Raw genomic sequence first — 22,415 nt, forward strand, 5'->3', positions numbered from 1 at the left:
CAGAGCCTATCCGAGGAGAGCTGTCTTGAGTACGTCCAGCCCTAGCGAGCCGAGGCCAAGTGCGCGTGAGTGAAAGGACTTCAGATCAAAGTCTGCCCCTTCACGTTCGGCAAGTTCTGCACGAATTTCTTCCCACAACCGTTGGCCCACCTTGTAGGACGGGGCCTGGCCGGGCCAGCCGAGGTAGCGGGTGAACTCAAAGTTCAATTGACCAGGGCTGATATCTAGGTTGCTGCGCAAGAACTCCAAGCCTTTGTCTGCTGTCCAGGTTCCTTCGCCCCACTCGCTGGGAACTTCTAGTTCCAAGTGCACACCAATATCGAAAACCACACGGGCCGCCCGCATACGCTGAGCATCGAGCATTCCCATCCGATCGCCAGGATCGGACAAATAACCCAGCTCATCCATGAGCTTTTCGGCATAGAGTGCCCAACCTTCACCGTGACCGGAGACCCAGCAAATGTTTCTGCGCCATGCATTTAGGCTGCTGCGAAGGAAAGTTGCAGTGGCAACCTGCAGGTGGTGGCCGGGGACACCCTCGTGGAAAACGGTGGTGGTTTCTGACCACGTGGTGAATTGGTCCTCGCCTGGCGGGACTGACCACCACATCCGGCCCGGACGTTCAAAATCGTCGGAGGGGCCGGTGTAGTAAATTCCGCCGTCTTGAGTCGGTGCAATCCGGCATTCAAGCCGCTTCATGGGCTCCGGGATGTCAAAGTGGACGTCTACCAACTCCGAAACGGCTTTGTCGGAGAGTTTCTGCATCCACTCTTGCAGTGCTTCTGTGCCGTGGAGCTGACGTTGCGGATCGTTGTTCAGGATCTCCTTGGCCTCTGCGATGCTGGCGCCGGGCTTGATGGTGTTTGCCACTTCTTCTTGGGCAGCAATAATCCGAGCAAGCTCGTGAACACCCCACGCATAGGTCTCGTCCAAGTCCACCTCCGCGCCAAGGAAGGTGCGGGAGCCCAGGGAGTAGCGTTCGCGCCCTACAGGATCCTTTTCGGGTGCGTGCGGGAGGAGTTCGGCTTCCAGGAACCGGGCTAAGTCTTGGTATGCAGCGCGGGCGGCGGTAGCACCGGCGTCGAGCTTTGCCTGCAGGGTCTGCTCAAGTTCGTCACCATTCGCACGGGCGCCGCTGGCCAAGGTGGCAAAAAATCCCTCGTTGCCAGCGTATGCAGTGGACTGTTCGACGACGGTACGCACCTGACGTGCGGCGGCTACTTGGCCGCGCTCGCGGGCCGCGAGCAGTGACTCTTTGTAGCCGGCCAGGGCGGCTGGGATGTTTGCCAGTCGTCCGGCAATGTGACCAAAGTCTGTAGCCGAATTTTGTGGCATCAAGTCGATGATGGCACGGATGTCTTGGGCAGGGCTCGCAATATTGTTCAGGTTGGCATCAGCCCAGCCAGACCGGTGGAGGTCTACCTCCAAGCCCATGCGCTCCCGCATTGCCGCGACCGTAACGTGGTCTACATCGTCAACGGGGGTGAGGGTATCCAGCGTGGCCAGGGTGTCCTGAGCCAGTTGTGCCAGTTGTTCGCCACCTGCCGGTGAGTAATCCGGGTATTCCTGCTCGTGACCGGGTAGGCCAAGCATGGTGGCGAGAGTGGGGGTGAGCTCGATCAGCTGGGCGGTGTACGCCTCGGCTGCGTCGTCGATGGCTGTTGCTGGGCGAGTGTGCGAGGCGGAATCTGTAGTCACTCGCAAGAGCCTAGCCGGAGCGCTGTCTCACCGAAAGGACTTTCAGTTCGACCCGTGTTTGCGGGTTCTTTTTAGATATATATCCGCAGATGCGTTCCAAGGGCGGTGCGCTGGCGGTAGTCTGAACGCTATGGCCGGAATCAAAATCAAGGACGCAGCGGTGTTCCTTGGAGTCAGTGACGACACTATTCGCCGTTGGGTGGAGAACGGGTCGCTTAGATCCCATGTTCCAGACAAGTCCCGTGATGCAGCCGAGCCCGGAGATCCAGGCAAACCTGGCAGTGCCGGGAACGAAGCTCATCGCGGGCCAGCTGAGGTTGACGCTGTGTCGCTGGCTGAACTGGCGAAGGCCAATGCGGTCTTGCCAGATGACCCCTCGGCGATGAGCCAATCGGCACGGAACAGGTTTGTGGGACTTGTGACAGAAGTGATCTCGGACAAGGTGATGTCTCAAGTGCAAATTCAGTGCGGACCGCACCAAGTCGTTTCGCTGATCAGCACCGAGGCAGTGCGCGAGTTGGGCCTCAAGCCAGGATCGGTCGCTGTGGCTGTGATCAAAGCAACCAACGTCATTCTGGAAGCTCCCCGTGCGCAACAAGGGCGCTAAATTAAGGGCTTTTGACTCAAGCGCGATTCAATCGAACTCCGCTGGGTCCAAGACGCACACGCGAGTGGGTTCAGCTGCCGTACTTACAGCGTCCATCGTTTCGGTAGCGATCCTGTCCTCGTGCGGCGAACCGGCTACCCAAAGCGCTACTTCTGGTGAGTTGAAGGTTTTTGCTGCGGCGTCTCTGAAAGAGTCTTTTACGCAGATTGCTGCCGCGTTTGAACAAGCCCACCCAGGGGTCCACGTCTCCCTAAACTTTGCCGGTTCGTCGAGTCTTGTGACCCAAATTGCTCAGGGCGCGCCGGCGGATGTTTTTGCCTCGGCAGACCAAACAAATATGACCAAACTCGCTGATCAGTCATTGGTATCTTCGGCCGTTCCTTTCGCCACCAACAAGCTGCAGATAGTGGTTCCGCTGGACAATCCTGCACACGTCGATTCACTCGCGGACTTGGCAAAACCTGGAACTCAGGTGGTTCTCTGCGCTCCGCAAGTTCCATGTGGTTCCGCGGCCAAACGTGTGGAAAAGGCCGCTGCTGTAAAGATCAAGCCGGTCAGCGAAGAATCTAATGTCAGCGATGTGTTGGGCAAGGTCCTAGCGGGCGACGCCGATGCTGGGTTGGTGTACGTCACTGACGCTTTGGCAGCTCGCGGGAAAGTAACGGCCATCGACTTCAGCGAGGCTGGGCAAGCAATCAACACCTATCCAATAGCGGCTGTTCAGGGCGGTAAAAATCCTGAAGCAAGCCAGGAATTTATTAACTACGTCAGCGGTGCGTCAGGTCAGCGAATCCTCAAGACTTCAGGTTTCGGTGCACCATGAGGACACCACCAAAAAGTGTCGAGGCAAGCGGCAACAACCGGGGGAGCAGAATCTCTCAGGCCGGGCGGGATGATGTGCACGGCAAACGGCAAGGTAGCCAGCTAAGCAATCGGCGTAGTTCTGAGAACAGCCGCGACCCAGGCAGCAAACTGAGCGGCCAGCGCGGCACTCAACAGTGGTTGGCTGAACCGCCGCTCTGGGTATTTCTGCTGGGCGGCCTAGCAGTGGTTCTGTTGATCTTGCCGCCAGCGGCAATGGCAGCTCGTGTGGACTGGGGAAACTTCGTTTCCTTGGTGTCATCGCCCAGCTCCGTCACCGCACTGTGGTTGAGTATCCGGACGGCTTTGGCCAGTACATTGTTATGCCTGGTGCTAGGTGTCCCACTGGCAGCGTTGCTCGCGCGCACCAATTTTCGTGGCAAATCTGTGTTGCGGGCGCTTGTTCTTTTGCCGCTCGTTTTGCCGCCGGTGGTTGGTGGATTGGCCCTTTTGTACACCTTTGGGCGGCGAGGTCTTTTAGGACATAGTCTCGAGGTGTTGGGCGTTCAAATTGCCTTTTCCACCACAGCGGTGGTGATTGCCCAGACCTTTGTTGCACTGCCCTACCTGGTGCTAAGCGTTGAAGGAGCCCTCACAACTGCCGGGAGCGGCTTTGAAGCCACAGCTGCCACTTTGGGAGCTAGCCCGCGCAGCGTTTTTTGGCGCATCACGTTGCCCTTGGTGTTTCCGGGATTGCTCGCTGGAGCCGTGCTCTCGTTCGCAAGGAGCCTGGGGGAGTTTGGTGCCACACTCACGTTCGCGGGAAGTCTCGAAGGCACTACCCGCACACTGCCCTTGGAGATCTACCTTCAACGTGAGACTGATCCCGACGCTGCAGTGGCACTGTCGGTCTTGCTAGTGGTCATCGCCGTCATAGTGGTGGCGCTGGTGCACCGGGTGCCACGGAAATCAGCGTTTGCGAACGTTGGTGCACGTTGATTTCCCAAGCTGCTCAAGCTCCCCGGACCGGGGAGGGCTTGGAATTTGATGCAGCGCTTGATGAACGAGGGTTCGAAGTAGCACTGCGAGTTAAACCGGGTCAAACGGTGGCTGTGCTTGGGGCAAACGGCTCCGGCAAATCGACCCTCTTGGCGCTTATCGCCGGTCTCCTACGGCCAAGCCGCGGCCAGGCGAGCCTTAACGGAACTCCCCTCGTTGGCGTTGGAACAGCGGTGCCGGTGCATCGGCGTCGCACTGCTCTTCTGACCCAGGATGTTCGGCTCTTTCCGCACCTCAGTGTGCTGGACAACGTGGCATTCGCGCCCCGAAGCAGCGGGGTGCGGCGTGAGCAAGCGCGGAAGCAAGCTGGGCAATGGCTCACCGCAGCCGGGGTGGAAGCGTTGGCGGCCCGGCGGCCTCACGAGTTGTCCGGCGGTCAGGCCCAACGGGTAGCCATTGCGCGGGCCCTGGCAGCCGAACCTGAACTGATGCTGCTCGATGAACCCATGGCAGCACTGGATGTTGCAGCCACACCCCAGATTCGCCGATTATTGCGATCCGTGCTGGCAGCCAAAACCGCCATTGTGGTCACCCACGAGGTGCTCGATGCACTGATGCTCGCTGATTACACAGTGATCCTGAGGGCGGGTCACATTGTTGAACAAGGACTAACCCAACGACTTTTTGAGACTCCCGCTGACCCCTTTACAGCGCGATTGGCCGGGCTAAACTTCATCAGATCTGAACTCGATGGAGCAGCTTGGGCTACGGTTTTTCCGGCATCCTCAGTGGCCGTGTATCCGCAAGCTAGCGGTGCCGAAAAAAACAGCACCAGCAACCATGCGGCAGGGTACTCGGTGCTGATAGAAGACCTCGAACCCCAGGGCTCGCTGATTGCCGTTAGTGGCGTTGAAGTCACCAGCGGAGCTCGGCTCACCGCAGAGGTGCCAGCAGCCTATCTTGCAGCGCACTCAAGCGAACGTACGCACTCCATTGAACGCACGCACTCCATTGAACCCGGTGCAAGATGTCTATTCGTCCCCGAAGCTTCCGGAACCAGGACCTATCGGCTCTAAGTGAGCGCTCAGTCTCATTCCCTGAGCATCAGTAAGTCTCCCGGGCTATTGCGGCCGAGGTAGGGGAGCTAAGAAATTCAAGAAGCCCTTTGAGTGGAGCCGGATAGTTATGGGGTTCAAGTGCTTGGGCTAGGTGGGCGCCGTAGTCAATCTTGCGTCCGCTGGTGGTACCCATAAAGCGGCGCAATTGCGCGGTGGCGGGCCGTCCGCGCTGTGCTGGTTGAGCTTGAAACATTCGGAAACGTTCAAGGTCCTGATACTGGGCCAACACATTTTCTACCGCGTTGACACCAAGGGACCGGATCAGTTCATCTTCAAGATCCGCGTCACACACAAAAAAGCCAAGCCGCGAGAGCTCCTTGATGGTGTGGCCAGCACCGAGTTCCTCGCGTTCCAAAGCGCGAGCAAAAAAACCGTATTCGCCGTGGTCCACCAAACCTGCCAACCGGAGGTTCAACGCATCCGGGGCAAAGTAAGGCATAAACGCCCCAATGTTTGTGGCACCACCAATGTCCAAAAAACAAACACCCGCGTGGTCTACGTCCAATCCAGAACCAGCCGCCATTACTTCAACGGCAGCAAGATCACTCAAACCCTCTAGAAACACCACGGTGCGGACCAGTTGAGCAGCAACGGCTAGGTGAACGCGTTCCCCGGCAGCATCATCGTCCTGATTGATCCACGCGAGGACGTCAGCACGGAACTTAGCCATCGGCTGGGACAAATCCGCGGGCCGTGATGCGAGGGCGCCCACGGAAGTTTCACCTCCGAAGCGCGGGGAATTTAGCCCCGGCTGCGCCGCCAAGAACCTGGTCCTGGTCGGGGATCCAAACGTAGCGCCGCCCGTCGAATCCAGCTCCTCGAACGGGCCTGGCCCTGGCTGCTGCCAGCGTCGCCGTTAGTTTCATCGGCACCAATGGCCAGAACGACGGCGGTAAGAGCCGCCAGCTCTTCAGCGTTCGGTTCGCCCTTGGTGACCTGCAAAAGGGGAGCTGGGGTCCCGCCGTCGGGCCCGTCTTTAGCTTCCTTGTTCCTACTCACAGCGGCATGTTTCCGTGCTTTTTGGCCGGCAAGCTGGCGCGCTTGTCGCGAAGTGCCCGCAGTCCACGAATGATCTGCGCACGCGTCTGCGAGGGGGCAATCACCGCGTCAACATAGCCCAATTCCGCAGCCTGGTAGGGGTTCAGCAGTTCTTCTTCGTATTGCCGGATCACTTCAGCGCGGCGTTCTTCAACGTCGCCACCAGCCTCGGCCACTGCGGCAAGGTCGCGCCGGTACAAGATGTTGACGGCGCCCTGTGCGCCCATCACACCAATCTGGGCTGTGGGCCAAGCCAAGTTTAAGTCTGCACCGAGCTTCTTGGAACCCATCACGATGTAAGCTCCGCCGTAAGCTTTGCGGGTAATAACGGTGAGCTTGGGGACAGTGGCTTCAGCGTAGGCGTACAGGAGTTTGGCGCCGCGGCGGATGATGCCTTGGAACTCTTGGTCCTTACCAGGCAAGAAGCCAGGCACATCCACGAGCGTCACGATCGGTACGTTGAAGGCATCGCAGTGGCGCACAAAACGGGCTGCTTTTTCCGACGCGGCAATGTCAAGTGTCCCGGCGAACTGGATGGGCTGATTGGCTACGATGCCTACCGTGTGGCCTTCAATTCGGCCATAACCGATGAGGACGTTGGGCGCATAGAGGGACTGCATCTCCAAAAAGTGTGCGTCATCGACGAGCTGTTCGATGACCTTGCGCATGTCATAGGGCTGGTTAGCCGAGTCCGGGATCAATTCATCCAGAGCCAAGTCAGCGTCGTTGAGCTCCAGCTCCTGATCGTGTTCCAGGACGGGGGCCTCGGCCAAGTTGTTGGACGGCAAGAAGTCCAGCAGCTCTCGAACAAAGTCGATGGCGTCTGACTCATCTGAGGCGAGGTAGGTAGAAGTACCAGTGGTGGCGTTGTGCTGACGTGCACCACCGAGAGTTTCCATATCGACGTCTTCGCCGGTCACAGTCTTGATCACGTCAGGGCCGGTGATGAACATATGGGAGGTCTTGTCCACCATCACCACGTAGTCGGTCAGAGCAGGGGAGTAGGCCGCGCCACCAGCGGACGGGCCCATAATGATCGAGATCTGCGGCACCACACCGGAGGCGTGCACGTTGTTGCGGAAGATATCCGCAAACATCGCCAAGGAAGCAACACCCTCTTGAATGCGGGCGCCGCCACCGTCAAGAATGCCTACTACTGGGCAGCCGTTGCGCAGCGCAAACTCTTGAACCTTAACGATCTTCTCGCCGTTTACTTGGCTCAAGGAACCGCCGTAGACGCTGAAGTCCTGGCTGTAAATAGCTACCGGCCGGCCATCAACAGTGCCGTAACCGGAGACCAGTCCGTCACCGAGCGGTTTCTTTTTCTCCATACCAAAGGCAGTGGAGCGGTGCACGGCCAGTGCATCAAACTCCACAAAGGAGCCTTCGTCGAGCAACATGTCGATGCGTTCACGAGCTGTGTTTTTACCGCGTGCGTGCTGCTTTTCGATCGCTTCCGGACCGGAGGGTTGCTCCGCCCGTGCCTGACGTTCGCGGAAGTCGGCAATCTTTCCCGCAGTTGTGCTCAGGTCGTGGCTCATGAATCTTCTCCGGCTCCGGCATAGTTGCCTCTTGACTTCAGTAGCTTCCGTACAAAAACAGCAGCTTCAGGGCTAGTCTAATAAGGCTCGGCGCCCTTTCCGCTGTAGAAACCCTACAATTTCGCCCGCAGTATTTCGCCCGCCCAGGGCCCCGCGGGGGAGTAGATAGGATGGCTTTATGGAACCTGTTACGCGCTTTGGGGGTAAAGCACCGCTTGACCCGAGCGTTTTTGGTGAGGAATTCCTTCGAGCCCACTCCATCGCGAAGCTGAGGATTGTGGAGGAAACGGGTTCAACCAACACGGACCTTGTAGCGGCTGTTTCAGCGGATCCGGACAGCTATCCGGACTTTTCTGTTTTGACGGCGGAGCACCAATCGGCAGCCCGAGGGAGGCTGGACAGGGCCTGGGAGTCTCCACGTTTGTCCTCCGTTTCGGTCTCAGTGGTGTTGCGCCCGCAAAACGCCAGCGGGCGGCCCTTGCCAACCCAAAGTTACTCGTGGTTCTCGCTACTGGCCGCTTTGGCACTTAGTCATACCATCACCCAAACGGCGGGGCTCGCCGCAGGCATTAAATGGCCCAACGACGTACTGATCAACGGGAAAAAAGTTTCCGGCATTTTGGCGCAATTGGTGCCGCTCACCGATGGCGCGCCGCCCGCGGTGGTGCTAGGCACCGGGATCAACGTGAGTATGACGGTTGATGAGATGCCAGTACCCACAGCAACATCTTTGGCTGCTGAGGGTGCAAGCACTGCTGACCGCACCGCCGTTCTGGCCTCCTATTTGACCCATTTCTCTGCGCTTTACCGCAGTTTTTGCGCGGTCGACGGCGACCCGAACGCCGCGCTTCAAGGTGGCCGCTCGCTGCGCGAACTCTTGGTGGACGCCATGCTGACCTTGGGACAACGAGTGCGTGCCCAGCTACCTGGAGACAAAGTGATCACCGGCCTAGCGCAGGGCTTGGATGAGTACGGTGCGCTGGTAGTTATGGATACCGCGCGGCAAGAGCACTTAATTACCGCAGGGGACGTTATCCACTTGCGCCCTGCCGACGGCGGCTATGCGTAAAGAGCTATTACCGAACGAGCAAGTTATTGTCTCCACCAGAGCTCAACCAAGGGCACTGTTTTGGCCAGTCCTGGTGTTTGTGGTGGTGCCCGCAACTGCAGCGTTTGCTAGTGCTTGGTTAAGCCGTGGCCGCCTGCATCAAGCATTTGCGTGGGCTGATCCTCTCTGGGACCCATGGTTGATGCTGGCGTGCGGTGCAGCGGCAGTATGGGTGATCTTGTTCTACTCGCTCCCACGAGTGTTGCGGTGGAATTCCACTCGCTACATCCTGACGAGTCTGCGCATGGTGGAAAAGCGCTCCATGCTGGGGCGCAAAGATCGGCAGTATTCGTTGAGCACCGTACGTGATATTTCGGTGCAACAGACGCTGCTGCAACGGATATTGCATTCGGGGAATATAACCTTGGATTCCGGGCACTTTGGCTCTTCTGCCTTCGTTGACGTACCGGAAGTAATAAAGTTTAGAAATCTTCTGCTCGAGGCCATGAGGGAACTTCCAAAAACGGAGTTGTACCGTGGAAATCCTGGCCAAGACGATGAACTAAGAGATTTTAGTGACCCTAGTTTGCCTTGGGAACTGAGAGAAGGTGAGAGTGATGGACGTTGAAGAGGTGCTGGCTAAGATGCCGGAGCCCCGGGACGCACCCGAATTCGCCCTCACCGGAAACCAAGATGAAGTCGCAGCTGAGCGCAAACCTGAATTGAGCGAAGAGCGCCGCGCGGCCAAAGCTTTAGAAGCACGGCTCCTAGGTGGAGACCGTGTGCTTAAGCGACGCGACGTAGCCTCCGGCGCCGGAGTCTCGCTGATGTCCGCACGGAAATTGTGGCGAGCCATGGGCTTTCCCAACCTCGGGGACGAGGATGTAGCTTTCACCGTTAACGACCAAGAGGCTCTCACTCGCGTTGTCGCAATGGTCCGTGACGGTCTGATGGAAGAGGAAGCCGCCATTTCGGTGACTCGTGCCATTGGCCAAATGACGGACCGAATGGTGGTGTGGCAAATAGAGGCCCTGGTTGAAGACATGGTGGTCAATCAAGGAATTAGCGACGCCGCAGCCCGAAAGCGTTTGGTCGCTGAGCTCCCCGCCATGATCGATCCGCTGGAAGAAATGCTTGTCTACTCATGGCGGCGCCAGCTCAACGCTGCGGTGCAACGCTTGGCGGTTCGTGCGCAGTCCGGTTTGGAGTCGAGTGAGGAGGGCCGGGACGGAGACGAAGACGACGCACCGTTGCCTCTTGCCCGAGCCGTAGGTTTCGCCGACCTTGTTTCGTACACCAGTCTCTCTCGGCGGATGAATGAACGAACTCTCGCGCAATTGGTGCAACGGTTCGAAAACAAGTGCGCAGAGATCATCTCCATTGGCGGCGGACGCTTGGTCAAAACCATTGGTGATGAAGTCCTGTACATCGCCGAGACACCATCGGCAGGAGCGGAAATTTCTTTAGCGCTCGCAGAAGCTTTCAGTGCCGACGAAATCCTGCCACAGGCTCGTGTTTCCCTAGTATGGGGGCGGATTTTGTCTAGGCTCGGTGACGTTTACGGGCCTACGGTCAACCTCGCTGCGCGTCTGACGGCGCTCGCAGAACCCGGCGGCACCGTGCTGGTGGACAGTATGACGGCAGCCTCGCTGAGCCAAGATGACCGATTTGTGCTGGATCCTCAAGAACCACAGAACGTTCGTGGCTTCGGTGAAATCCAACCCGTGGTGCTCTCGCGCGGCACCGGGCACGGGCTGGTGCTGGATTAGTCCCTTTGCTTGAATTTATGACGTTTGAGCTTTATTGCACGCCCCCCTACTCGCGACATAGTTCTAAGGTAGCGACGGCCAAGTATGGCGTTGTGGGCTGAGTGGTGTCGGGTGGAATCTGGTTCAACGCGGAATGAGGGACGGTACGTTCCTCATAACTTCACAAACCTCGGGGCCCTTTACAGCCATCCTCGGCGCTCGCTGTTGTACCGGCGTCGGCTTTGACCAAGGCTGCGGCAATTTCGTCGTTCCAAAAGGAAGGAACCCGTAAGCCGAGGAACGCGTTCAAGCCTAACGGCAGGATCACCATCAGCGCCGTATGGGGTGCTCTGCCCATGGCGCATTCGAGAGCCCTCAAATAGGCTAAAAACAGCGGATTTACGCTTAGTTTAAGCTTCCACCATTGAATGGATTTTCTTGATGGAGACCCAAACTTCGTGGCATAGTCAGTGAGGCGTGTGTAGCCAATTCCACAAGGAAAGCCCTCGACTAAGGCCCTCCGTTACAGGAATCAACGGCTAGACAATGACATAAGGTTGCGCAGGTGGCCGCGAAACAGGGGAAATTGCTGTGACACAAGCGTTCGGCAAACAAGGTGCTAAAACTAGGCGGAACCGAATCATCACCGGTACCGCTTTCACCGGCATTGCTGCGGTACTGGTGGCCGGTGCCATCATCTACCCCGGGTTTAAAACCACCGAAGTCGATCTAAACGATGGTGGCGTGTGGGTGACGAGCAAAAGCAAAAACGCCGTGGCTCGTCTGAACTACCCCTCGAAAGCTCTCGACGGCGCGGTTACTCCGGCGAGCACCGAGTTCGATGTAGTTCAAAACGCTTCAAACGTTTTTGTTGACGATGCTGCAGGCGCCACGATCAACCAAATTAGTGCCGCCAACGTGCGCCTTGGCGGAGACAGGAAACTTCCCGGCTCATCCACCGTGAGCTTCGGCCAACAAGTACTCGCTGTTACAGACCAAGCCAAAGGGAAGGTCTGGGCTGCTAGCCCCGCTTCAATCAATGGATTTGACGAAGAGTCTTCTGAACCAGCCTTCACTGGATCCGAAGGACTTGTGACAGCCGTGGGTGGCGACGACCGTATCTACACCGCTGACCCACGAAAGGGCGAGATCACCGCCGTCACCGTTGACGCAGACGGGCGGGCGAGCAAAACAGAGACTTCCTCGGTAGAAGCGCTCAAGGGTGCCGGTGATATTCAGCTGGCCGTAGTGGGGGACAAACCTGTGGTTTTGGACCCGAACAGTGGGAACCTCATTCTTCCAGGCGGCAAAAAGGTCCAGATTCCGGATGCCAAAGACGCTCGTCTGCAGCAGAGCAGCATTGCAGGCGAATACGCTTCCGTTGCCACACCCAAGGCCCTGATTGAAGTTCCTTTGGGCGGGGGAGATTCCAAAACGATCGAATTCGGCGGGCAGGGAATCCCCACGGCACCGGTCCATGTTGACGGTTGCACCCACTCCGCTTGGGCCGGCGCCAACAAATACGTCCGAGACTGCCCTAACGACGCCGATGACCGCACCGTGGATGTACCAAAGGCCAGCGCCTCGCCCAAGTATGAGTTCCGAGTTAACCGCAGCCTTGTAGTCCTCAATGACGTGAACTCAGGCAACGTATGGCTCGTGAACCAGAACATGCTTTTGGTCAACAACTGGGATGAAGTTCTGCCGCCCAAGGACCAGTCCAACGAAGAGGACAACGACTCTGCGGATACTACCGCCAAAAATGTCCTTCCCGACCGCACCAAACCGAACCGCCCGCCCCAGACGAAGCCAGACTCTTATGGTGTGCGCCCCGGCAAAACGGTATTGATGCCCATTTTGGATAATGACACTGATCCAGACGGCGATATTCTCACCGCCTCGGTTGCTGGTGACGGACCCAAGGTAGGAAAGGTGGAGAGCATTTATGGCGGAACAGGGTTTCAAATTGCCGTCCCCAGCGACGCTCGCCCCGGCACCGAAACTTTTGATTACACAGCCGCCGACGGGCGGAACGGATCAGCAACGGGACGCGTTTCGCTGACGATTGTGGGCCCGAATGAAAACAAACCACCAAAGTTCAAGCGCGACGGTCCCACCACCCTTGTGGTGGAGCAAGGTAAGCAAGTCAGCCAAAACATCTTGACTGACTGGACAGACCCCGACGGCGACGACCTTGTCCTGCTCGACGCGAAGATGGACAACCCCCAAGATCAAGTAAAAGTCCGCAGGGACGGTTTGCTGAGTTACCAAGACTCGGGTGCTACAGCAGGCAAAAAGAACGTAACAGTCCAGATTTGGGATGGGCGGGAAACCACAACGGCTCGTGTGGTGGTGGACGTGCGTCCTCCTGGCGCTCTAGTCCCACTGGTCAATGCTGACCACTTGACGGCCGTGGCTGGGCAAGAGTTAGTGGTCTCGCCGCTCAAGAATGACACTGATCCGAATGGTGGAACCTTGCGCTTGGCCAGTGTTGAAGCCAACTCGCAAGCCGAAATTGGGCCCATCACTGACGGTGGAACATTCACTTTTAGGGCGCGTAATGCCGGTCCGATCTATTTGACGTATATCGCCAGCAATGGTCCGCAGAGCAACGCGGGCCTGATCCGCATTGATGTGGAATCAGGTAAAGACCCGGGTAAACCCGTAGCCGTTCATGATGTTGCGCTCTTGCCGGCGGGCGGGAGCGTGCTGGTAGATCCGCTGGCGAATGATGATGACCCTGCCGGCAGTGTTTTGGTGGTGCAATCCATTACGGTAGATCCAGCCGCCGGAGCTTCGGTGAGCGTGATCAACCATGATGTTTTGCGTGTCACCGATATTCGAGGAGACACGCAGCCCTTCACTTTTAGTTACAAGATTTCAAATGGACATGAATCCGCGGACGGAACAGTCTCAGTTGTTCCGGTTCCCGCACCGAGTGTGCTCGAAGCGCCTGAACCTCGTCCGGACGAAGTTAACGTCAGAGTCAATGACGTGGTTACCATTCCTGTCCTCAACAACGACACCCACCCTCAGGGTGACAAGCTGACGGTGGCTCCAACGCTCACCCAGACGGTCCCCGAAGAAGACGGCAAGGCTTTTGTCTCTGAAGACACGGTCAGGTTCATTGCGGGCTCAACACCGAAAACAGTCCGCGTCATTTACAACGCGGTTGATACCCAGGGGCAAAAGAGCGCTGCTCCAGTGACCATTCACATCCTTCCGCTAGAAGGGCGTGAAAACACGCGCCCTCAACCGCAGAGCCTTACGGCTCGTGTGATGGCAGGCGGAAAGATCAAGATTCCGGTACCCCTGGATGGCATCGATCCTGACGGCGACTCGGTGCAGCTCAGTGGCATTGAATCGGCTCCGAGCATGGGCACAGCCACACTCGGAAGCAACTTTATAGACTTCGTGGCTGCAGGCAACGGTGCCGGAACTGACGTTTTCCAATACAAAGTGGTGGATCGTCAAGGAGCCACCAACACAGGCACTGTCACGGTAGGTATTGCACCGCAACCGGACAACAACCAAAAACCATCTGCAGCGGACGATACTGTTGACGTCCGCCCGGGACGCCAGATTGCCGTTGATGCTTTAGCTAACGATGCTGACCCCGATGGGGACCCGATCGGTGTCCCGAAGAATGGTGTGGACGCTGATCCTGCGCTTCAAGCAAAAGTTAGTGACGTCAGCGGCCGCGTCATTGTTACGGCACCGTCGAAAGAGGGAGCTGTCTCACTGCGATACACGGTGGCCGATTCACGTGGCGCCACCTCTGACGCGGCTATTCGACTCAACGTCAAAAACAACGTCCCGCTTAAAGCACCGATCGCCCGTGACGACCGAGTGACCCAGGCACAGACTTTGGGCAAAACAGCCGTGGACGTTCCTGTGCTGAAAAATGACGAAGACCCTGACGGCGTGGGGGAGAACCTCAAACTGGGTAGCGAGAACAAAAACGCCAAAGTCGGCTCGAACGGCAACATGGTGGTCACTTTGGAACAAGGACCCCAGTTGATCCCGTACACGGTAGAAGACGTTGATGGCCAAAAGGCCACAGCCATTATTTGGGTCCCAGGCGTTGGCCAGCAGCTTCCGGTTCTTGCCAAAAATGATGTTATTGAGCTCAAAGCTGGCGATTCGGTCACTGTTAACCTCAAAGAGTGGGTCAAAGTCCGTGACGGCAAGAGCCCGCGCATCACTCAGGCCGATCGCGTCAAGCTGATTGGAGCTGCTGGAGGCGATCCGATCGCGGGTAACGGCACTGCCATCAAGTACACGGCCGCGAAAGACTACGCCGGCCCAGGTTCCATTAGTTTCGAAGTCACCGATGGCTTCGGCCCGGATGATCCTAATGGGCTGAAGTCAACTCTCACCATCATGACCAAGGTCATCGGGGCGCCGGAGGTAAACCATCCTCCCCGCTTGCTGGGGAGTGCACTTGACGTCCCTGAAGACGGCGAAGCGAGTGTGGACTTGTCCAAACTGGCCACCGACCCGGACAAAGACGACGGCGACAAACTCAAGTACGAATTACTGCCGAACGACGCAAAGGGCTTCAAGGTCAGCTTGGATGGCCGAACTCTAAAAGCGAGCCTTGACGGCGACGTTGAAAATGGGACTTCCGGCACCGTTCAGGTGAAGGTCAGCGATGGGCGGGGCGGAACCGCTACGGCTAGTTACGCAATGACGGCGAAGGTTTCCGCCAAGCCGCTTCCGGTAGCTAACGACGACGTTGAAGCCAACGCCGCCGCCGGTAAACCCGTAAAAGTGATGGTCCTTGCCAACGACAAGAGTTTCTTGCCGGACCCGAGCTTGAAGATCATCTCCGCGAAAGTCGAGACCGGTAGCGGTGGGGCTGTTGCTGAGGGCGATGGTGTGGTGGTGACCCCGGCTCAAAGTTTTACCGGGACCATGGTTGTTTCCTACACGATTCAGGACGAAAAGCGTGATCCGTCGCGGCAAGCCACGGCGCGGATTCGCCTTACCGTCAAGGACAAGCCCACCGCACCGGGCACCCCACTGGCCAGCAATATCGGTGACCAGACGGCATTGTTGACTTGGAAGGCATCTGCTGACCGGGGATCATCGGTGAAAAACTACACGGTCAAGGGTGAGGGCGGATACTCACAATCCTGCCCGGCTAACTCCTGCACCCTCAAAGGGCTCACCAATAACGTCAAGTACCACTTCACGGTGATCGCTACCAACGATTTGGGCGATTCTGAACCTTCCGCACCGTCTGCGGAAGTTCGCCCAGACCGTCGTCCTGAGCAGCCCGCGGCACCCACGGCAAAATACGGTGACAAACAGATTTCCGTTGCATGGACGGCCCCAGTTTCTAAGGGCTCTCCTGTATCGAGTTACGAGCTGGAAATCTCTCCGGCAGCGCCAAACGGCATCTCAACACAGCCGAAACTCACTGGCACCAGCTTTGTATGGAAGGGGCTAAAAAACGGGGTTGCTTACAAGTTCCGGGTCCGCGCATCAAACCTGGCACCGGAACCTTCGGAATGGAGCTCATATTCTGCAGCCGAAACTCCAGCCGGACCTCCAATGCGCCCGGAACCGCCGACTGCGCAATCTGCCGGACCGGTGGGCAACGAGAGCCAATTGACCGTGAGCTGGAAGGCGCCCAACAACAACGGTGACGCAGTATCTAGCTACACGCTGAATACGCTCCAAGGCGGGAAAGTTGTTAACACCGTCAAAACCGCTGCAACAAGCCAAAACGTGCGGGTTTCTAACTCGGAAAGTGACTACAGCTTCACCGTGTCCGCCACCAACAAGGCGGGCACCAGTGAAGTCAGTGGTGCCTCCAACCAGGTGCGTGCTGCAGGAAAGCCTGGCCAAGTTAGCGGCGGCACGGTTAAAGCAACAGGATCCAGCGGGCAACTTGCAATCACCTTCACGCCGCTTACTGCGGCGCAGCGCAACGGCTCTACGGCCGGTGAGATTTCATACCGTTGGAACACTAACTACGGTTCAGGGCCTATTCCGGTAGGTGGCGGTACGATCGGCGGGCAACCTAATGGCACCAACGTGGCAGTCAACATCATTGCCGTCTCATCCCGAAGCAGCCTCTCCGGCGACGGGAAAAACATCGGCACGGGCAATCCCTATGCGCCGCCAAACGCACCCAACGTCTCTGGTTCTACGTCCCAGAAAGGCGATGGCCAAGTTCACTTCTCATGGAACAACCCGGCGATGAACGGCCGTCCGCTCAACCACTATGAAGTCAGCTTCGACGGGGGCGGCTGGACAAACGTGGGTACGGCCAACAGCAAGTCGTACTCTGGCGGCGGTTGGTCCAAGTCGCACACGCTGAGGGTTCGGGCCGTAACTGTTGTTACCGGGCCAGCGGGTAGCGCGACGTCGACGTCCGGTTCCGATCCGACGCCGCCACCACCGCCACCGAGCAACAAGATTGCTGTCAACGGTGACACCTACAACACCTGTACAGAGCCCAAGGATGGAACTGCATCTGGCTGGAGCGCTGGACCGCCAAAACGTTGCTATGGTGTCGCCAGCCCAGGTGGACCAGGAGCACCCTACCCGTGGTTCAGCACCAGTGACGGCTCTGCACCAGTGGACCGATGCCAATCGTTTAACGGAAGGCCTTGGTACCACATCACTGGACCAGCTGACAGCGGCAAGGGTCTTGGCGGTCGTTGGGCACGTGCCGACACTGTGCACGTGGTAAGCGGCAACGTGCGCTGTTGACCTGACGTTTTTGACCTGAATTGAATATGATCTCTCGCACCAACAATGAAGGGCATTCCAAATGACAATGACCACTGAGCAGGCCACCTGGTTTGCCGGAACTTTTGACAAGCTGGTTGGCAACGTTGGTCAGGCCGTGCTGGGCAAATCCCATGTAGTTCGTCTCACCTTTATGGCCATGCTTGCCGAAGGGCACGTGCTTTTTGAAGACGCACCTGGCACAGGTAAAACCATGCTGGCTCGAGCCATGGCCGCCACGGTGCAGGGCTCGCATAACCGTATCCAGTTCACCCCGGACCTCTTGCCCTCGGATGTCACTGGTGTCACTATCTACGATCAGAAGACCCAGAAGTTTGAGTTCCACAAGGGCCCGATCTTCAACAACATTGTTCTGGCCGATGAGATTAACCGTGCATCGCCGAAGACACAGTCGGCGCTGCTTGAAGTGATGGAAGAGTCTCGCGTGACGGTGGATGGTGTCACCTATGAGGCTGGGCGGCCTTTCACTGTGCTCGCTACCCAGAACCCCATTGAGCAGGCCGGTACCTACCGTCTTCCGGAAGCCCAACTGGACCGCTTTTTGATCAAAACCTCCATCGGCTACCCGGACCACGCTTCTACCGTTCAGCTCTTGGGCGGCGCCACCGTGAAGGACCGTTCCAAAGAACTCTCGCCGGTTATCACCACCGCCGCCATCGCGGACATGGCTGATCTGGCCGCGACCAACCACGTGGACAACGCAGTTCTCGAGTACATTTCACGCTTGTGCGAAGAAACCCGCAGCGCACCGGAAACCCGCTTGGGCGTTTCTGTACGTGGCGCCTTGGCAATGGTTCGTGCAGCTAAAGTGTGGGCCGCTGCCCAAGGCCGAAACTTTGTTCTGCCGGATGACATCAAGGAACTTGCAGGTGTGGTGTGGACCCACCGTTTTGTGATGGACCCGGAGGCAGAATTCTCCGGAGCCACGCCAGAAGCAGTCCTGAACCGAGTGCTAAACGACGTTGCAGCACCGCAACAGCGCAGCAACGTCTAGACAACTCGCACGGTTCGGCGGCGCCATTCTTCGCGCCCTAGAAAAGGTCTCTGAAATGCCCAGCAAGAATAATGTGCTCGCCGTGGCGGGGGAATGGATTAAAAAGCCCTTCCACCGCGACAGACGCAGGACAAAGCTTCACCCAAAGTCGCTGTGGAAGGTCGCTGGCGGCGCCGCCGGGGAGGCTATGGAACCAGCTGTCAAAGCTACCACTGACTTCTCAAAGAGGTACCTAGCACCGGTGTTCGGCGTGATTAGCCCGCTGGGCTGGCTAGTCTTAGGAGCAGCTGTTCTCTTGGGCGTTTTTGGCAGCATTTTTGGCTGGCAGGAAGCCAAAACCGCAGCCGTTCTCGCCGTCGTTCTTTTGCTCATTGCGATCGCTTTTATTGTGGGCCGTTCCTCCTACGGAGTGTTGTTGGATCTGGCTCGCACTCGCGTAGCCGTTGGCGACAACGCAGTTGGAAGCATTCAAGTCTCCAACACCTCCCAACGTCCGCTCCTGCCGGCAGCGCTTGAACTGCCAGTGGGACGCGCCACCGCGATCTTCCATCTGCCGCGGATGCGCCCCGGCCAGATCCACGAAGACCTCTTTACTATCCCCACAGCACGCCGTGCTGTGATTGTGGTGGGGCCCGTGCGTTCGGTACGAGCTGACCCGTTTAACCTCTTGCGCCGTCAAGTCTTGTGGACCGAACCTCAGGACCTTTTTGTTCACCCCAAAACGGTGGCTCTGGGAAGTTCAGCAGCTGGCTTCATTCGCGACCTTGAAGGAATGCCCACCACGGATCTTTCTAGCGCGGACGTGTCTTTCCACGCGCTGCGCGAGTACGTGCCCGGGGATGACAGACGCCATATTCACTGGAAAACAACTGCACGAACCAACAAACTGATGGTTCGCCAGTTCGAGGAAACTCGCCGCGCGCACCTCGCCATTGCCTTGTCTATCAACACTGACGAATACGAGTCAGAGGCCGAATTTGAACTCGCCATCTCCGCAGCGGCATCTATTGGTCGCCAGGCCATCGTTGAACAACGCGAGTTGGACGTTTTGACCCAAAAGGGACCACTGCGCTGTGAGACCGGCCGAAACCTTCTTGATGATGCCACCAAGATCATGGGTGCCCCCTCACGCAAGACAGCCGTTGACTTGGCCCGAACAATGGCCGATTCAGTCCCCAACGCCTCGGTGACGTTTTTTGTGGTTGGCAGCCACGTCACACCTTCCCAATTGCGATCCTGCGCAGCATCGGTGGCGCCGGGAGTGCGTGCTTTGGCCGTCCGTATTCAAAGCGGGGCGGCCCCCGCTCGAGCCAACATTGCGGATCTAACCGTGGTGACATTGGGCAGCCTGGATGACTTGGCCATTGTTCTCAGAAAGGCAGCAGCATGAGCCTGGCTGTGACACCATCACCCTTTAAAGACGGCCGTCCGGCGTGGCATCTCGGCGTGGACATTGCAGCACTCGTGGCCCTGCTGGGGCTTGGCCTGCTCGGATTTAGCTTGAGCTTCGGTGGCGACCCTCGCTACCTTGTAGCCGGTTTTGGCGGGGTGGTTCTCGGCCTAGGCATCGCCTTGGCTAGTGTCCACTTCCGGCTCGGCGCGCTGATTACGGCAGCCATCACCTTGGGTGCGTGCTTGCTCTTTGGCACCGCACTGGCTGTGCCGGATGCGGCGATTGCCGGCGTCGTACCCTCGTTTGAGTCCTTGCGGACCCTGTTACTCGGTGTGGTCTTCTCATGGAAGGACATGCTCACCGTTGGTGTTCCAGTAGGGACAGCTGGTGGCATGTTGGTTGTTCCGTTCCTCTCGGCGTTGCTTTGTTCGCTGGCCGCGGGGCTATTGACGTGGCGGTTACGGAGCCCGTTCTGGCCCTTGCTGCCGGTATTGGTGCTATTTGTTACAGGCATTGCGTTTAGCACCAGCGCCAGTTTCCTGAACGTTGAACGTGGGCTGGGACTTGCCTTGGTTGGCATTACGTGGGCGACGTTCCGCCGGGACACACTGCGAAGTAATGACACCCGTGCGGTGTCAGCCAACCGGCCAGAGGCCGACGCCGGAGCCCAGCGCCGCGGCAAGCTTCGCCGCATGGGGATGGGCGCAGCAGTGCTCGCCGGGGCGGTACTGATCACCACTGTGACAGCCCCGGTGCTTACAGCAGCGGACAACCGCGAAGTACTGCGCGACACTGTGGTGCCACCCTTTGACCCGCGCGACTACATCACCCCACTCGCCTCATTCCGGAATTACGTTAAAGACCACAAAGACGACACCCTTTTTGAAGTCACAGGCCTGCCCAAGGATGGCCGTTTGCGCCTCGCAGCTTTGGACGCTTTCAACGGCAGTGTTTACAACATGGACCCCAACGGCTCGGGCAACTTCGCCAAGGTGGGGGACTCGCGTTCAATCAACACCCTGGCCGGTGACTCTTCGGCGCTCCCCACAACCGACTACAGTCTGGATGTAAAAGTTCAGGACTACCAGGGGTACTTTGTTCCCGGTGGCACCAAAACCACTGGAATCGAATTCCCCAGCGATGCATCCGGGGCCGGCGAGAGCTTGTTCTTTAACTCCGGGACTGACACAACGCTGAGTAAAACTGGCTTGTCCAAAGGCGACGAATATAAAGTCCAGGTCTCCCAGCCGGTTGCGCTCGAACACGGTCAGATGACGCAATACGGTTTCGCGTCCATCACCATGCCTGAAATAGCTGAAGTGCCTCCTGTGGTCGGTCAGCTAGCCAACGACATCGCGGCAGATGCACCAACAGCAATTGAACGTGTCCGCCAGCTCGAAGCCCACTTCCGGACCAAGGGAGCGTTCAGCAACGGGCTGGTTTCTGAAGGGCAACTACCCAGCCTGTCCGGCCACGGCGCGGCCCGCATCAAGAGCTTGCTCAGCGGAAAACAAATGCTGGGTGATGACGAACAATACGCAGTGGCCATGGCCCTGATGGCCCGCCAGCTAGGTATCCCGGCCCGTGTGGTGATGGGTTTCTACCCGGACCCCAAAACACCTGAAAACGGTGCACACACGGTCTCCCTCAAGGGGAAAGACGTCCACTCATGGGTTGAAGTTGCCTTTGACAAGGTGGGATGGGTGGCTTTTGATCCCACACCGCCCAAGGACAACGTGCCGATCCCGCCGGACCCCGAAAACAAGTCAAAGCCCAAGCCACAAGTGCTGCAACCGCCACCTCCGCCACAGGAGCCGGCCGAACTTCCAGCAGACTCTTCACCCGATGCGCTCGACGCAGATCAGAAGAAGAACGATCCATGGTTGTTCTGGGGAGCTTTGTTGTCAGCGATTGGTATCGCAGCAATCCCGATCGCCATCCTGGCTATCCCACTGATCCTGATCGCGCTGCTCAAATCGCGCCGGCGTAAGCGTCGCTTTGCCACCGGTGATCCTGCCCAGCGTGTGGGTGGAGGCTGGAGCGAAATCCTCAGCCTCGCAACTGACCTTGGTGCCACATTGAATCCACGCGCAACTCGGCGTGAAGCCGCCATGGTGGTGGGGGAGTCATTCCCCAAGAGCCAAGGAACCACCACGATGCTCGCCAACCGTGCAGATGCCGCAATTTTCGGGGCAGGGCAACCGGATGAGCAGGAGGTTAGCGGGTACTGGTCACATGTGGATCAGTCGATCAAAGAAATGACTGGCGAGTTGGGTTTCTGGCAGCGTCAGCGGGCCAAGTTCTCGCCGCGCTCGCTGCTGGCCGACGCTCGGGCAGCAATGGGCTCGCGCTCAGGGCGTTCCAAAGGTTCGGCTGTTGTAGGTGACGCCGGTTCTGGTGCCGCAGGTTCGGCTCGCGCCAGGACTGCTCCTAGCGGCAGCGGCAATACGAACGCCAGCGAGAACACAAGTGCCAGCGGCCATGCCAACTCCAACGCCTCGCCCGCTTCTACCGGTGGCGAGAGCGCCGGAAATCTATCCGGACAAGATGTCAGCGAAGAAACGATTGTGCGAAGCGAACTCAGAAGGGATCGTGACCGACGATGAGCGCAATGACGGAACGATGCCAAAGCTGCCAGCAGGAGCTGCGGCCAGGTGCGTCATTT

Annotated in this window: 16 protein-coding genes; 11 read left to right on the forward strand and 5 right to left on the reverse strand. The window is 58.1% G+C overall.

Annotation, left to right across the window (positions count from 1 at the left end; translation table 11 throughout):
* Positions 1-6 precede the first annotated feature (6 nt).
* On the reverse strand, positions 7-1,698 hold the full coding sequence (locus ACQQCD_RS03470) for a DUF885 domain-containing protein (protein ID WP_430266996.1): 1,692 nt from the start codon (positions 1,696-1,698) through the stop codon (positions 7-9).
* A gap of 130 nt (positions 1,699-1,828) precedes the next feature.
* Here ACQQCD_RS03470 and ACQQCD_RS03475 point away from each other — a divergent pair, with 130 nt between their 5' ends.
* The 4 genes from ACQQCD_RS03475 (at position 1,829) to ACQQCD_RS03490 (ending at position 5,181) form a co-directional block, all read left to right on the forward strand.
* Positions 1,829-2,305, forward strand: a complete 477-nt coding sequence (locus ACQQCD_RS03475) for a TOBE domain-containing protein (protein WP_430266997.1) — start codon at positions 1,829-1,831, stop codon at positions 2,303-2,305.
* Between the two features lie 64 nt (positions 2,306-2,369).
* A complete protein-coding gene (gene modA, locus ACQQCD_RS03480; RefSeq protein ID WP_430266998.1) occupies positions 2,370-3,128 on the forward strand; it encodes a molybdate ABC transporter substrate-binding protein in 759 nt (252 codons plus the stop codon).
* Entirely contained in the window at positions 3,125-4,105 is a 981-nt protein-coding gene (locus tag ACQQCD_RS03485) for an ABC transporter permease (protein ID WP_430266999.1), read from the forward strand. Before modA ends, ACQQCD_RS03485 begins: the two co-directional genes overlap by 4 nt.
* A complete protein-coding gene (locus ACQQCD_RS03490) occupies positions 4,102-5,181 on the forward strand; it encodes a sulfate/molybdate ABC transporter ATP-binding protein (RefSeq protein ID WP_430267000.1) in 1,080 nt (359 codons plus the stop codon). The genes ACQQCD_RS03485 and ACQQCD_RS03490 overlap by 4 nt, the downstream gene beginning before the upstream one ends.
* A 28-nt stretch (positions 5,182-5,209) precedes the next feature.
* Here the strand turns inward: ACQQCD_RS03490 and ACQQCD_RS03495 are convergent, their stop codons facing one another.
* From ACQQCD_RS03495 to ACQQCD_RS03505, 3 genes are read right to left on the reverse strand one after another with little or no spacing between them, the layout of a single operon-like run.
* Entirely contained in the window at positions 5,210-5,935 is a 726-nt protein-coding gene (locus ACQQCD_RS03495; protein WP_430267001.1) for a TOPRIM nucleotidyl transferase/hydrolase domain-containing protein, read from the reverse strand.
* Positions 5,936-5,964: 29 nt separating this feature from the next.
* The gene (locus ACQQCD_RS03500; protein ID WP_430267002.1) at positions 5,965-6,222 is read right to left on the reverse strand and encodes an acyl-CoA carboxylase subunit epsilon; all 258 of its coding nucleotides are present in this window, start codon (positions 6,220-6,222) and stop codon (positions 5,965-5,967) included.
* Positions 6,219-7,802, reverse strand: coding sequence for an acyl-CoA carboxylase subunit beta (locus tag ACQQCD_RS03505; RefSeq protein ID WP_430267003.1), 1,584 nt, complete (start codon positions 7,800-7,802; stop codon positions 6,219-6,221). Before ACQQCD_RS03505 ends, ACQQCD_RS03500 begins: the two co-directional genes overlap by 4 nt.
* A 178-nt stretch (positions 7,803-7,980) precedes the next feature.
* Between ACQQCD_RS03505 and ACQQCD_RS03510 the strand changes: the two genes are divergently transcribed.
* Genes ACQQCD_RS03510 through ACQQCD_RS03520 form a run of 3 tightly spaced genes read left to right on the forward strand, consistent with a single transcriptional unit; the run spans position 7,981 to position 10,619 of the window.
* Complete coding sequence (locus ACQQCD_RS03510) at positions 7,981-8,871, forward strand: biotin--[acetyl-CoA-carboxylase] ligase (protein WP_430267004.1); 891 nt, start codon at positions 7,981-7,983, stop codon at positions 8,869-8,871.
* Positions 8,864-9,478 carry a PH domain-containing protein gene (locus tag ACQQCD_RS03515; protein ID WP_430267005.1) on the forward strand — a complete coding sequence of 205 codons (615 nt, stop codon included), beginning with the start codon at positions 8,864-8,866 and terminating at the stop codon, positions 9,476-9,478. The genes ACQQCD_RS03510 and ACQQCD_RS03515 overlap by 8 nt, the downstream gene beginning before the upstream one ends.
* Positions 9,468-10,619, forward strand: a complete 1,152-nt coding sequence (locus ACQQCD_RS03520) for an adenylate/guanylate cyclase domain-containing protein (protein WP_430267006.1) — start codon at positions 9,468-9,470, stop codon at positions 10,617-10,619. Before ACQQCD_RS03515 ends, ACQQCD_RS03520 begins: the two co-directional genes overlap by 11 nt.
* Positions 10,620-10,779: 160 nt before the next feature.
* Here ACQQCD_RS03520 and ACQQCD_RS03525 read toward each other — a convergent pair whose 3' ends face one another.
* Positions 10,780-10,956, reverse strand: coding sequence for a hypothetical protein (locus tag ACQQCD_RS03525; protein ID WP_430267007.1), 177 nt, complete (start codon positions 10,954-10,956; stop codon positions 10,780-10,782).
* 233 nt (positions 10,957-11,189) lie between these two features.
* Between ACQQCD_RS03525 and ACQQCD_RS03530 the strand changes: the two genes are divergently transcribed.
* From ACQQCD_RS03530 to ACQQCD_RS03545, 4 genes are all read left to right on the forward strand, one after another.
* Positions 11,190-17,324, forward strand: coding sequence for an Ig-like domain-containing protein (locus tag ACQQCD_RS03530; protein WP_430267008.1), 6,135 nt, complete (start codon positions 11,190-11,192; stop codon positions 17,322-17,324).
* Between the two features lie 61 nt (positions 17,325-17,385).
* Positions 17,386-18,357, forward strand: a complete 972-nt coding sequence (locus ACQQCD_RS03535) for an AAA family ATPase (RefSeq protein ID WP_430267009.1) — start codon at positions 17,386-17,388, stop codon at positions 18,355-18,357.
* Positions 18,358-18,544: 187 nt separating this feature from the next.
* Positions 18,545-19,747: a DUF58 domain-containing protein gene (locus ACQQCD_RS03540; RefSeq protein ID WP_430267041.1), complete on the forward strand. Its 1,203-nt coding sequence runs from the start codon at positions 18,545-18,547 to the stop codon at positions 19,745-19,747.
* Positions 19,744-22,356, forward strand: a complete 2,613-nt coding sequence (locus ACQQCD_RS03545; RefSeq protein ID WP_430267010.1) for a transglutaminaseTgpA domain-containing protein — start codon at positions 19,744-19,746, stop codon at positions 22,354-22,356. The genes ACQQCD_RS03540 and ACQQCD_RS03545 overlap by 4 nt, the downstream gene beginning before the upstream one ends.
* Positions 22,357-22,415: the final 59 nt, after the last annotated feature.

Origin of the sequence: Pseudarthrobacter sp. J1763 (assembly GCF_050490295.1) — a bacterium.
Classification (GTDB): domain Bacteria; phylum Actinomycetota; class Actinomycetes; order Actinomycetales; family Micrococcaceae; genus JBNPEO01.